This is a genomic window from Paenibacillus sp. ACRRY (assembly GCF_022346995.1).
Lineage (GTDB): Bacteria > Bacillota > Bacilli > Paenibacillales > Paenibacillaceae > Paenibacillus.
Map to the genome: position 1 here is coordinate 59,999 of NZ_JAKRNM010000004.1, position 14,157 is coordinate 74,155.

The window sequence follows — 14,157 nt, forward strand, 5'->3', positions numbered from 1 at the left end:
ATAAATAGAAGGGGTTCGAGAATTCATATATGATTCTCGAACCCCTTCTTGTCTTTGTTTTAATACCATCCATGAATTTATAAGTAATTCTGGAGTGAGGCGGTAATTAATATACGTGTACACCCGTACCAAGCACGGATTTGTTTTGTACGGAATTACCGGATAGATATACCTTTTGCAGATTAGGCAGCTGGCTTAGGGTCTCGATATTGGAAATGGCATTGTTCTCGAGATGAAGCTCCTCTATGGCCTGCCAGTTACTCATAAATTCGAGAGAAGCCAAATTGCTGTCTTGCAGGGTGAAGGAACGCAGAGCGGACAGTTTGGAAAAGTAAGGCATCATTTGGTCAACTTCATTAACAGAGGTGTTGTTTATGCTGAAATACGGCTGCTCTAATGTTAAATGTTCAAGTACGCTGTTCTCCGCGGCGGTCGTTTGTTCAAAGTTCAGCCTGCACTCGGAGCACATCAGAGATTTGACCTGCTCCAAACGAAATAAAGCATCGCTCTCCTTATATAGTGACGAGTCGTAAATGCTTAGGGCCTCTAGGCTGGACAAGCCGTCCAGGGCGCCAAGGCCGGTTACTTCACTGACCTCCGAGAGGGAGAGTTGCTTAAGTTTCGGAAATTTCCCCAGCGCCGCCAAATTCAATTCTCCACTTCCGCCTCGGAGCGTCAGGCTGGTTGCGGAGGGCGCTTTCAGCTCGGGGAGAAAGGAACTTGGAATTTCCACTCGCTCTACTTTAGGCAGTGTCAGCACTTCTGCATTCTCGTAATAACCGGACAGCGCTAAATCTCGCAGCGAGGAGAGGCTGTTGATGGGTTTGACCGAGCTGAGCTTGCTTAAAGAAGCCAGGCGTAGTTTCGTGATGGAAGTCTTGTCGGTCAGACGCTCCAGACTGGAGAAGTTTACATTTTCAATATCTAGCGTTTGTAGAGCAGGCATGTTTTGCACAAAGTCGATGGACTTTACATTCGTTAAAAAGGACAAATGAAGCTCCTGAAGCTGAGTTAAGGCGTACAGCGGCTGCAGGTCTGTGGCTTCACTGTAATTGATGGACAGTGAGGTCAGCCCGGTCATAGAAGACAACCATCCCAGTTCATTGATATAGGTGAGCGACAGGGACTTGAGCGGCAGTTTGTTCAATAAAGAAAAATCCGTTACCGATTCATCCACATAGGTGATGGATAACGAGTTCAGATTAGGGAATTCCAGCAGTAGGGCCAATTCCTGATTGCTGCGAAGCTGAGTGGAAAGCTCCGTAACTTTGGACTTATCGCCAAAGTAGCCGGAAAACGTGCTGAAAGATTCGTTAAAAGCACCACTATAGCTTTTTAATCCGGACATATGAGCAAACGTGGTTTGGTTCGACTGGGAGATTTCATAGGTATTCGTCAGGTCCAATGCCGTCAGTCCCGTAAAGGCTTCAAAATCTCGCTGATCGATCTCCTGAGTATTCAGTTTCTTGTCCTGAGTAACATAGGTGATCTTCTCGGCCTGTTCATCGCTGAAGGGATCGGAGAGGCTATATGTAAACTTCCACTGATCATTCTCCGAATGCTCTACGGTTAAATAGCGAAGACGAGCCAATTCCTCCTCTGTTGGCAAGGCAGACCCTTTATCGAAGATATCCCGCAAAAAGGAGAGCAGAACCTCGCTTTCAGGCATCTTCCTCACAGGCAGATTGGCTTCTGCTTGGGGATGAGTGGAGCTGACGCTGTAATAAAAATAAGTGCCGATGGCCCCGGTTAGGAGCAGCATCAATAACAGCACCAGCCTAACAGGGACGTTCAGCTTCGGTGCTGTTTTTGGGGGCGTTCCGTGGTAGTGATTAATGGTCTGGTCCACGTGATAGACAGGATTTTGTTTCAATAAAAGCTCTGTTTCACAATAGGGACACTTTAATATCTCACCCTCTTTGTATTCAATTCGTCCGTTGCAATTGGGACAGTTTAACGGGATAAAAGCCACGAATGTCCCCTCCTTCATTATGATGGTCATAAGATCATGCTGAACGGGCAGCTAATTGCATTATACCTTGTGAATTTACGTTTGATGAGAGAAAGAAGTTTCGCATAGCGAAGGAGCAGGGAAACCCTGCTCCTCTTTGATCTTATTAAAGTGTGGCTGGTTGTGGCATCGGAACGAAGAGCATGTCCATACCCTTATCAGACTTGATATAGTCCTGAAATAATCTAGGATTCCCCTTTAATTTGGAGTAAGAATTCTCTTCCATGAAGTGGTATTATCTGGTGAGAAAGGAGGCTGGTTACAATAAATTATGTAAGCGCTTTACATGGTTTATAAAAAAATTTGGTATGGGGGGAAGGCTTCGAATGAGGAAATCATTTAAGCAGGTCGTTTCCGGGTTACTCGCAGCGGCTCTGCTTCTTCCGGGCGGCTTTACGGCTCAGGCAGTAAGTGCAGCAGATCCAGCAGCATCGAATTCACAGATTGTCTATCAGGAAACATTCCAGAATGGTAAGGGCAAAGCAACTCAATCCGGTGGTGCCCAGCTGGAAGCTGTCACAGGCAAGTCATTTGAGGGCAATGATGATGGAGCAGCGCTAAAAGTCAGTAACCGATCCAAAAACTATGATGGCGTGGATATTGCATTCACCGATCTTGGTTTGACCAATGGCAAAGAGTATTCTGTAACCGCTTCCGTTTATGTCGATACGGATATTAATCCACCTGCAGCCGGGAAAGCCGTCCTGGAGGTTGTAAGCAATAAGGGCGTTGATGGATCTGAGGCATACACTGGAATTAGCTCTACTGACTTTGTAGCCGTCCAAGGCATTACGCTAACCGCTGATCTCTCCGTTGACAGTGTGGACAAGACAGCTCTGCGAATCAAGTCTGATGAAGCAGGTAAGGGTGTCTCTTTCTATATTGGAGATATCACAATTACACAGGCAGCAGCACCTGTCGAACCCACGGTAGTCCTTAACCAAAGTTTTGAGGACGGCAGTACCGGTGGTTGGGGCAAGCTTGGTTGGGGATCGAACGGCGATACTGCGGTCGTTGACGACGTAGCCTCTGAAGGTACGAAGTCTCTGAAGTTCTTCAATCGGGCCGATGAGCAAGCCGTTCCTGCCCTCGTACTTACAGACAAGATGAAATCCGACCGTAAGTACGATATCTCCCTCAAGGTAAGACTCGGTTCTGGTGAAGGCCAGTTCCATCTGGCTTCCAAGATCGATTCTGAAATCCTAGCGGATGATCAGAAGTATCCTTGGATTATAGGGAATAAACATGTAACCGCTTCCGACTGGACTTTATTTGAAACCAAAGGTTACGAAGTTCCTTCTAAAACGAATGAGGTCATCATCTATGTTGAACCATCAAACAATACGTTAACCTCCGATATTTACATTGATGAAGTCATCATCACCGATGTGACCCCTGGTGAAAGCGAACCAGAGATTGTGGATAAAACAGGAATCACTGCAGACTTTGAGAGCGGTCTGGATGGATTCAAAGCACGCAACGGCCGCGAAACAGTTGACCTTTCTCAATCTGATAATCATACCCCTGACGGCAAGCAAAGCTTGCTTGTGACGACTACGGCACAATATGATGCAGCCTTGGTTGATGCTACAGGCAAAATGGCGAAGAATCACGAATATGAGCTGTCTGCATGGGTGAAAATGGCACCAGACGAGGCGCCTACGACACTTCGTATTAGTGTTCAATACGTGGAGAGTGGCTATGCGAACGTTTCACAAAATGCAACCGTTACAGATCAAGAGTGGGTACACCTAACAGGAAAATATACACTCACGACGACTCCAAGCGTACTCAATGCGTATATTGAAACGGCAAATGACGATGGTGGGAACCGTACCTTCTTCCTGGATGATTTTGCTCTAAAATATGTGGGTCCTGTAACTGCTGCGCCTCCGATTCAAGAAGACCTTCCTGATCTGAAGGAGGTTTACAAGGATCATTTCCTGATCGGTAACATTGTTAATCCGGCGACCTTTGACGAGACCCGGCTCAAGCTGCTGACGAAGCATCACAATGTCGTCACGTTTGAGAATGATATGAAGCCGGATTATGCATACAACACGGACAGACAATTTGATTTCACTGCAGAAGATGCACTTGTCCAAAGAGTACAGGATGCAGACCTTGATCTGCACGGTCACGTGCTCGTATGGCATGCGCAGTCTCCTACATGGCTGCATACGGCAGCAAACGGCGAACCTTTGAGCCGTGAAGAAGCTCTGACGAACCTGAGAACACATGTTAAAACGGTCGTTGAACATTTTGGTGACAAGGTCATTTCCTGGGACGTTGTCAACGAAGCCATGAACGATAACCCGGCTAATCCGCAAGACTGGAAAAATGCATTGCGTAACTCCGGCTGGTTACAGGCCATCGGCCCTGACTTTCTTGAGGAAGCATTCCTTGCAGCCAAAGAAGTCATTGACGAGAATGGATGGGACATCAAGCTTTACTACAATGACTACAACGATGACAACCAGAATAAATCTACAGCGATCTACAGCATGGTGAAAGAGATCAATGAGAATTACGCGAAAGATCACCCTGGCGAGAAACTGATTGATGGCATCGGCATGCAAGCCCACTACAATCTGGGCACAAGATTGGACAATGTGAAGATGTCACTCGAACGTTTCATTTCCTTGGGTGTAGAAGTTAGTGTCACCGAATTGGACATTATGGCAGGCACCAACTCTGCAATCACTGAAAAAGAAGCGAAGCAGCAGGCCTACCTGTATGCCTCATTAATGAATCTCTATAAGGAGAACAGCGAGCATATTCCGCGTGTGACCTTCTGGGGATTGAATGACAGCACGAGCTGGAGAGCCGAGCAGAACCCAACCTTGTTCGACAAGAATTTCCAAGCCAAAGAGGCCTTCTACGGGGTCGTTGATCCGGAGAAGTACCTGGCAGAACATCCTCCCGAAGAGCTTGATTACAAGAAATCAACTGCCCTCTACGGGACACCATCCATTGATGGTTCTGTAGACAGCATATGGAGCAAAGCTCCTGAATTGAAACTGGATACGAAGCAAATGGCGTGGTCCGGTGCGACAGGAACGGCAAGAGTACTGTGGGATGATGACAATCTCTATGTGCTCGTTCAAGTGAAAGACGATCAACTGAACAAGACCAATCCAAATGTATGGGAACAGGATTCCGTCGAGATATTCGTCGATGAAAACAACGGAAAAACGTCCAGCTTCCAGGATGATGATGGACAATACAGAGTGAACTTCGAGAACCTTGCTACCTTTAATCCTGCGGAAATCGCAGCAGGTTTCGAATCCAAAGTCTCTGTTTCCGGTACCAACTACACGGTCGAGATGAAAATTCCATTCAAAAAGGTGAAGCCTGCGAATAATGCCAAGATCGGCTTCGATGCGCAGATTAATGATGCCAAAGACGGCAACAGAATCAGCGTAAACGCATGGAATGATGCATCCGGTCAAGGTTACCAGGATACGTCTGTATTCGGTGAGTTGACGCTCACGGGCAAACCTTCTCCAGGAGGAAACGACGGTGGCGGCAACAACGGTGGAGGCAACAACAGTGGCGGGAATAATGGTGGCAGCAGTGGTGGATCGAACTCCGGAACAACGCCGCAGCCTCAACCACAGCTTCCAGGCAGCGACTCGGCAATTGTGCCAGTAGTGAAAGTCGAAAATGGAACAGCCACAGCAACCATTTCAAGCGACAGCCTGAATAAAGCGATTGAACAGGCTTCCCCAGGTGCAAATGGCAAGAAGCAGGTTACCATCGAAGTGCCGAAGCAGGCGAATGCCCAATCCTATGTGGTGCAGCTGCCAACTTCAAATCTGCAGAGCAATAATAATGTTGAGTTTGTACTTAAGACAGACTATGCAGCACTTCAAATTCCGTCCAACATGCTGTCTAATATTACGGAACAAGCGGATCAAATCTCTATTCAGATTAGCAAAGTCTTGGCAGATCGCTTGAACGCAGAAGTCCGCGCCAAAGTGGGCAGTCGTCCGGCGATCGACCTTAGCATCAAAGCAGGGGACCATGTGCTGACTTGGAATAATCCAGCGGTGCCTGTAACGGTATCTGTTCCGTACACACCTGCTGGCCAAGAACTTGCCAATGCACATCAACTGGTGATCCTGAATATTGATAGTCAAGGAAAGGCAACAGTTGTACCGAACGGACGATACGATGCTAAATCCGGATCGGTTGTGTTCAAGACAACGCAATTCAGCACGTATGCCGTAGCCTTCGTAACCAAGTCTTTTGACGATGTACAGCATGTCCTGTGGGCAAAAGAAGCCGTTGAAGCAATGGCTGCACGCGATATTATTAAAGGCATTTCGGATGAGAGCTTCGCTCCTGCAGCTTCCATCACGAGAGCTGACTTTATCACTTTGCTGGTGAGAGCCCTTGAATTGAAGGGCCAGGACACGAACATGGCAGCCTTCAGCGATGTACAGCCTACTGCTTACTATGCACAGGCTGTGGCCATTGCCAAGGAGCTGGGAATCGCCTCTGGATTCGAAGACAACACGTTCAAACCAGGCAGCAGCATTTCCCGCCAAGACATGATGGTTCTTACAGCGAAAGCCCTGAAAGCAGCAGGTAAGCCATCTGCCGGCAGCGGGAATCTGGCTCCTTATTCCGATACCGCAAGTATTTCCACTTATGCGGTGGATAGTGTAGCTTCCCTCGTAGGAAGCGGAATCGTCAACGGAAAAGGTGGCAAAATCGCACCAACTGAATCATTGACCCGCGCTGAAGCAGCGGTGATTCTGTCCCGCATCTGGAACATGTAATTGATTTTATAGGACATTTTGAAAAACTACTCATTGAAGCTGCTGTCTGTACTTTACAGGCGGCAGCTTTTCCAAATTCCATGGCCCTCGATCATGATAGTAATATAGATCGTTAACCAACCGATTCCATTTGCAGCTCAGCAAAAATCGTCCATTTAGGCGATTTTAATTAGAAGGAAGCCGCTACACAATGCTGAATATTGTCGATCCAATACATAGACATCATAAATTTTACTTTTTTCCACTTTGCAATAAAGATGGAATCTGATAGGATAAGTTTATAAATACGATGGTTTTAGTGAGGATTAAAAGGAGGCCGCCTTGCCATGCAAGAATTAACACATCTGGATCAACTTGAGGCTGAAGCGATATACATTATCAGAGAAGTAGCAGCGGAGTGCGAGAAACCGGTCATGTTGTATTCTATCGGCAAGGACAGCTCGGTCATGCTGCACTTGGCCCTAAAGGCTTTTTACCCCGAGAAGCCGCCGTTCCCATTCATGCATATCGATACGACTTGGAAATTTAAGGAAATGATTGAGTTCCGCGACCGAAAGGCGAAGGAATTTGGTATCGAGATGATCGTGCACTCTAATGAAGAAGCTATTCAACAAGGAATCAACCCTTTCGACCATGGTTCCGCATATACCGACATTATGAAAACCACAGCCCTGAAGCAGGGATTGGATAAATACGGATTCACGGTTGCGTTCGGTGGCGGAAGACGTGATGAGGAGAAGTCGCGTGCGAAGGAGCGAATTTTCTCGTTCCGGAACAAGAACCACTCGTGGGACCCGAAGAACCAACGTCCGGAGATGTGGAAGCTGTTCAACACGCGAATCAACAAGGGAGAGAGCATTCGAGTCTTCCCGCTGTCCAACTGGACTGAGAAGGATATCTGGCAATACATTCGTCGGGAGAACATCGACATCGTTCCTCTCTACTCCGCGGACGTAAGACCGATCGTTAATCGTGATGGGCATATCATCATGGTGGATGACGAGCGGATGAAGCTTGAGCCTGGCGAGAAGGTAGAGATGAAGAAGATTCGCTTCCGCACGTTGGGTTGTTACCCACTCACAGGCGGAGTCGAGTCCGATGCCGTTACGCTGGATGAGATCATTGAGGAGACATTGGGTGCGTTATCTTCCGAACGGACCAGTCGGGTTATCGATCAAGAAGCGGCGGGAAGCATGGAACGACGCAAACGGGAGGGCTATTTCTAACATGAAGAGTCTACTTAAATTCATTACCTGTGGAAGTGTGGATGACGGCAAGTCCACGCTGATCGGACATATGCTCTATGAAGCCAAGCTGCTGTTCGCCGATCAAGAACGAGCTCTTGAGCTCGATAGTCGATTGGGAAGCCGAGGCGGCAAGATCGACTACTCGTTGCTCCTCGATGGTTTGCTGGCCGAACGCGAACAAGGGATCACCATCGATGTGGCTTATCGTTATTTTACGACGTCTCATCGTTCCTTCATCGTGGCGGACACACCGGGACACGAAGAGTATACGCGCAACATGGCTGTAGGCGCTTCCTTTGCCGATCTAGCCATCATTCTGGTGGACGCAACCAAAGGCATCATTACCCAAACCAAACGCCATGCCCGGATCTGCGCCCTGATGGGGATTAAGCATCTCGTATTGGCTGTGAACAAGATGGATCTGGTCGGCTTCGATCAGGGGACATTCGAGGCGATCAAGGAAGAGTTCATCCAAACGACGGCCGAATTCCAAATCAAGAGCATTCAGGTCATTCCCGTATCCGCTACGGAAGGGGACAACATCACAACTAAGTCGCCAAATAGCCCTTGGTACGAAGGGTTAGCTTTATTGCCGTATTTGGAAAATATAGATGTTCATACTACCGATGATACGAAGCCTTTCATGATGCCGGTTCAGCGTGTAAGCAGACCGGACCATACGTTCCGTGGGTTCCAGGGCCAGATCGAAGCTGGAAAGATTTCGGTCGGAGACGAACTCATGACTCTGCCAAGTCGGGAGAAAGCAAAGGTTAAGCGAATTTTGGTGACGGACCAAGTTCAGGATTCGGCTTATGCTGGCCAACCGGTTACGATTCAACTGGACCGCGAAGTTGATGTTTCGCGGGGCTGCGTGCTCACGGTGGACAATCAAGTGCAAGAAGCTGACAGCTTCGCTTCTACGATCTTGTGGATGGACGATTCCGTCCTGACTCCGGGCAAGCATTATTGGGTAAAAGTCGGAACGAAGACTCTTCCAGGCACTGTAACGGCGATTACTCATAAAATTGACATTAACACGGGCCAGACCGTTCCGGCGGATCAGATTGTTAAGAACGAATTGGCCAAGTGTGAATTCACGCTGTCGGATCAGATCGTCTTCGATTCCTTTGAACATAATAAGAGCATCGGAGGGTTCATCCTCATTGATCGTGTCACCAACATGACGTCCGCTTGCGGAGTCATCGATCAAGCGCTTAAGGGAGACAGCCGATATGCCACGCTGGATACGGGAATCACGAGAGAGGTTCGCGCCCAGCAGAAAGGACAATCTCCGCTCACGGTCTGGATTGCTGGCTCGGATACGGTAGCTCTCGCCAAGGAAGTGGAGAAGCGACTAATGTCATCCGGTTACCATACGATGCTGCTTGAGAGCGTCAGTGGAGAAACGCTCCGCGGTACGGCAGAGATGGCAAAGGTGTTGAACGACGCCGGTCTGATCTCACTGGTATCCCATGATTCTAACAGTGCGGGCGAACTTGAGACAGCCCGTGAGATCATTGGGGGCAAAGGATTTATCGAAGTTAACGAGGACGAGATTAGCGGAATTTCCACCCAGGATGCCGCAAAATCCGTGGTTAAACGAGTCGTGCAATCCATTATCGCTCACAGTCCTTCGAATAACTACGACATTTAATAAGCATGTCAGATACAGCGGTTGCCGGTCAGGCAGCCGCTTGTTTGCTTAAGATTAATGAGCAGTTAAAAGTCTGGGAATTCTTATGTAAGAGTCGGTGTGAAAAAATATAAAGCACAAGTTTGAAAAAAAGTATGATCACAAAACAAAGCAAAAACCGGATTGAATATAGATCAATCCGGTTTTCGCTGTTCCCATTTATCTACCTGTACTCATCAATCAACGGCAAAATGCACAACGGCACTATATAACATCTTGTTGTTAATGGGGTGGTACGTCACTTGATGCTGAACCTGCTTCACTCGCAGCATCAGCGCTTTGTTGATTCCGATTCGGTCTTCAATCGTACGCTCCAGTTCTTTGAAGTCATAAGCCTGCAGGCATTCGACTTTGTCTTTGATCATATCCAATGAAATTTCCATGTTTGATTCAGGCCACCTTCATGTCACGATTTGCAGGTACAAAAGCCTGCCGAGCTTTAATTGTAGAGGAGCTCGTTCGGTTCGGCAAGAGCGGACAGCGAGAATCATTAGAACGAAGGAGCCGGTTCGATTTATATATGGGGGAGGCAAAGCGGGAGTTGATTTAGGCTTTGAGACATGACGAATAAACTCGTGCTGAAAATCAGCTTGAGACGTGATAAAATTAGAGAAAGGACAAGTGGAGAAGGGGAAACCAGATCCAAGTTCCATTGGGTAAATAGCCAAGAGGGGCATCGCCCCTCTTTTTTATGCGAATCCATGAAAAACATTGCGTCTGTTCAGGTTAAAATGTTTTCGTTTGGACACGGCATTAACATATAATACTGTTTGAACTACGTTGCGGTAACATGGTATAAGTGAAGATGGTGTAATTGAAGAAGAAGCAGTAACATTCGTACTAAATGGATGAACTAGGGAATGATCAGATATTTACATTCTCGGGGCCATGTTGGTCCCGGTATATATAGAGGGGTTTTTGAGATGACAAACAATTTTTGGCGTGAATTGCCACGACCATTTTTTATATTGGCACCGATGGAAGATGTAACGGATGTTGTGTTTCGTCACGTTGTGAGTGCAGCGGCCAGACCGGATGTGTTTTTTACGGAGTTTGCGAATACGGAGAGTTACTGTCACCCGGAGGGGAACAAAAGTGTACGCGGGCGTTTGACATTTACAGAGGATGAACAGCCGATGGTAGCTCATATTTGGGGAGATAAGCCGGAATTCTTCCGTGAAATGAGTATCGGTATGGCAAAAGAAGGCTTTAAAGGCATCGACATCAACATGGGTTGTCCTGTAGCCAATGTGGCGGAGAACGGGAAGGGCAGCGGGCTGATCTGTCGTCCCGAAACGGCTGCGGAAATTATCCAGGCTGCGAAAGCCGGGGGACTGCCCGTAAGTGTAAAAACAAGACTTGGTTTCACTGAAGTGGACGAATGGCGCGACTGGTTGACCCATATTTTGAAGCAAGACATCGTGAATCTCTCGATTCATCTGCGCACAAGAGAAGAAATGAGCAAGGTAGATGCTCACTGGGAACTGATTCCGGAGATTAAAAAACTTCGTGATGAGGTAGCACCTAATACACTGTTGACCATTAATGGGGATATTCCTGATCGTCAGACCGGGTTGAAGCTCGCTGAGCAATATGGCGTGGATGGCATTATGATCGGGCGTGGTATCTTCCAGAACCCGTTTGCTTTTGAAAAAGAGCCGAAGGAACATACCAGCGAAGAATTGCTTGGTCTGCTGCGGCTTCATCTGGATCTCTATGATCAATATTCCGCACAGGAGCCGCGTTCGTTTAGCCCGCTTGCCCGCTTCTTCAAAATATATGTCCGTGGATTCCGCGGGGCAAGTGAACTCAGAAACAGCTTGATGAACGCTAAATCCACAAAGGAAGTGCGCACGCTGCTAGATGAGTTTGGAAGCAAGAATCATGATGAGGTAGAGGAACACCAGAATTAAGATACAGGTTGGAGTAACAACAGACTAACCTCGGGAAAACATGGCCGACTTGGCTGTGTTTTTTCTTTTGAAGACCACGTCATAGAGGTTAAGCACTTGTTATTGTATGATGGATGGTAGAGAAGCCACCTAAAGGGTGGTTGAGAATATTGAACAAGGGAGAAATCAATGTCCTGGAGTAAATTGAAGCAAAATCTAGAGAGTTTCCTCTGTCCAGCGTTAGTAGGAAGAGTAGAATACCGATCAACTAGTTATCGCTATTCATCTGATCGACCAGGAAACTGTTACCTTGCCGTAGATAAGAAGAACATACTCAATATGAGTGACACAACAACTCCAATCCGCTGGTATCAGACGGAACAGGAGATCAAGAACGATCCGAATTTTGAAATTCCTGTGGATAACGAAGAGATTGCAGCGATCCGAAAAGAGAGCAAAGGAGCCATTCCGGAGGATCGCCTGCAAGTCATTGCAAGAAGCAGAAAAATCTCTGTTCTGGCCAAAGAGCTTTTGTCAGCTCAGTCATCATTAAGCAAATCCAATTTTACGGCTGCAGCGACTACGTTTTTATCAAGACCTATAGAGGAAAGTCTGGAGAGTCAGGATATTTTGCTTAACATTCTGGCTTTGGTAGACAGACGCGTTGGCAAAAAGCGGATTTTGAACATGTCCGAGAAGATCAAGTTAAAGCACCCAGCCGTGCAGTATTTTTATGAAATTCGACGTAGGACGTTGTGAATTAGTTGGGAGTTAGATGTTTAGCGTTTTTATTCTACGCCTGCTAAGCCATGAATTGAATTCCTCATTCGTCATGTTATACTAAGGGCATGAACAGCTTATAATGCAAAGAGAGCCGTGCGTCAACACGACTCTCTGAGCAATAGCCGCTTTTAAGGGCGGTGGGCTTAACAAGAGGATACACGTCAAGTAGACCGCAACCTTTGCTCGGGGGGGCGGTCTACTTGTGTTTATTGGACTTTGACGCAATAAGCAGTTCCCCTCAGAAGAACAGCAACACATGGGTCTTTCAAATTTTGCTATAGCTTTTAGCTATAACTAGTTATCTTCTTTTGGTTATTCTTCTAACTCCTTTCCGCGTGCTATGATAGCCCTATACAACGAGGGGGTTATTTACATGACTGATAAGTTCCAGATCGTAGGAAGTTTGTTGCGGCCCGAAGAGCTGCTGACATATAAAACGCAAATTGAGCATCGTGATGATATCCAATATCCATTCTATGAAAATTTTGAAGGATATGAGCAATGCGAGACCAAGGCAATCAAAGAGGTTGTGAAAAAGGAAATCGATCATAACCTGTCGGTTGTTACAGACGGCGAGTTCTCCAAGTCGATGTGGCATCTGGACTTTGTCTGGGGCTTTGACGGAATTGAACGCTATATTGCGGACCACGGTTACTTTTTCCGGGATGTGGACGGAACATCCAAATATGAAACTCGTAAAGATATCGGATTGCGCATTACGGGTGAACTGAGCGGTAAGAACCATCACTTCATTCAACTGTTCAAACAGCTGCAGGATACGGCTGGCGATCAGCAAACAAAACTTTGCGTACCGTCACCTTCCCATATCTTCGGTGAGCTGTCCTGGTCGGATAACATCGGCGGCACGGATGCTGTATATCAGAACAAACAGGAGCTCAAAGCGGGTCTTGAGAAGGCATATAAAGAATTCGTAGCGGAATTCGCTGCCGCTGGCGGCAAAATTCTGCAATTCGATGACTGCCTCTGGGAGCTGTTTGCAGACGACAATCCGAACTCTCCATTTACCGGCGAGCACATTGATCAAGAGGAAGTAAAGGGTCTCGCTGCTGAATTTATTGATATTAACAACACCGTAATTGACTTCGGTCATAGCCTCGGCTTGAAAATGTGGACACATAACTGCCGCGGTAACTACGATTCCCGCAACATGGGCGGTGGATCTTATGCGAAAATCGCCAACCTGTTCCTGAAACAGTTGAAATATGACCGTTTCTTCCTGGAGTGGGATGATGATCGTGCAGGTTCAATTGAAGCGTTGGAAGTGTTCAAAGACAGACCGGAGACGGAAATTGTTCTCGGCCTGCTATCTTCCAAAACAAGTACACTGGATGATGAAGCACGCGTTATCCGTCTGCTTGACGAAGCATCCAAAATCATTGATAAGGATCGTCTGCTGCTCTCCCATCAATGCGGCTTTGCTTCCTGCGATGGCGGTAACGAGCTAAGCGAAGCTCAGCAATGGGCGAAGATCGACCAAGGTCAACGCATTGCGAAGCAATACTGGAATAACTAATTCAATACAAGCATTATTTTAGATAAAAGGGATGACTCCAAGGGCCGTTTACGGACCTCGTGAGTCATCCCTTTTTGCGTGCATCCTGCTGCCTCGGTCAAACGCAGAAAACCCCGACGTAGTACATTTGAATGTGGTTTTTGTCCAGCTGCCTTCATATATGAATCTAGCCTAAGAGGATAGACTTCGTGCGCTAACTTTGTCTGAATT

General features: G+C 47.1%; 8 protein-coding genes. 6 read left to right on the plus strand and 2 right to left on the minus strand.

The annotated features are described in order from the left end of the window. Positions 1-106: 106 nt before the first annotated feature. Positions 107-1,972, minus strand: coding sequence for a leucine-rich repeat domain-containing protein (locus MH144_RS31005; RefSeq protein ID WP_239302299.1), 1,866 nt, complete (start codon positions 1,970-1,972; stop codon positions 107-109). Positions 1,973-2,337: 365 nt separating this feature from the next. Here MH144_RS31005 and MH144_RS16375 point away from each other — a divergent pair, with 365 nt between their 5' ends. From MH144_RS16375 to MH144_RS16385, 3 genes are all read left to right on the plus strand, one after another. After that, on the plus strand, positions 2,338-6,798 hold the full coding sequence (locus MH144_RS16375; protein WP_239302300.1) for an endo-1,4-beta-xylanase: 4,461 nt from the start codon (positions 2,338-2,340) through the stop codon (positions 6,796-6,798). A 326-nt stretch (positions 6,799-7,124) separates the two neighbouring features. Further along, positions 7,125-8,024 carry a sulfate adenylyltransferase subunit CysD gene (gene cysD, locus MH144_RS16380; protein WP_110755561.1) on the plus strand — a complete coding sequence of 300 codons (900 nt, stop codon included), beginning with the start codon at positions 7,125-7,127 and terminating at the stop codon, positions 8,022-8,024. Between the two features lies 1 nt (position 8,025). Beyond that, on the plus strand, positions 8,026-9,699 hold the full coding sequence (locus MH144_RS16385; protein WP_239302301.1) for a GTP-binding protein: 1,674 nt from the start codon (positions 8,026-8,028) through the stop codon (positions 9,697-9,699). A 215-nt stretch (positions 9,700-9,914) separates the two neighbouring features. Here the strand turns inward: MH144_RS16385 and MH144_RS16390 are convergent, their stop codons facing one another. Beyond that, positions 9,915-10,121, minus strand: a complete 207-nt coding sequence (locus MH144_RS16390; protein ID WP_154892995.1) for a DUF2536 family protein — start codon at positions 10,119-10,121, stop codon at positions 9,915-9,917. A gap of 540 nt (positions 10,122-10,661) precedes the next feature. Here MH144_RS16390 and MH144_RS16395 point away from each other — a divergent pair. The 3 genes from MH144_RS16395 (at position 10,662) to MH144_RS16405 (ending at position 13,947) form a co-directional block, all read left to right on the plus strand. Next, the gene (locus MH144_RS16395; protein WP_239302302.1) at positions 10,662-11,651 is read left to right on the plus strand and encodes a tRNA dihydrouridine synthase; all 990 of its coding nucleotides are present in this window, start codon (positions 10,662-10,664) and stop codon (positions 11,649-11,651) included. A 168-nt stretch (positions 11,652-11,819) separates the two neighbouring features. Beyond that, on the plus strand, positions 11,820-12,389 hold the full coding sequence (locus MH144_RS16400) for an SF0329 family protein (RefSeq protein WP_239302303.1): 570 nt from the start codon (positions 11,820-11,822) through the stop codon (positions 12,387-12,389). 397 nt (positions 12,390-12,786) lie between these two features. Continuing rightward, positions 12,787-13,947 carry a cobalamin-independent methionine synthase II family protein gene (locus MH144_RS16405; protein WP_239302304.1) on the plus strand — a complete coding sequence of 387 codons (1,161 nt, stop codon included), beginning with the start codon at positions 12,787-12,789 and terminating at the stop codon, positions 13,945-13,947. Positions 13,948-14,157 lie beyond the last annotated feature (210 nt).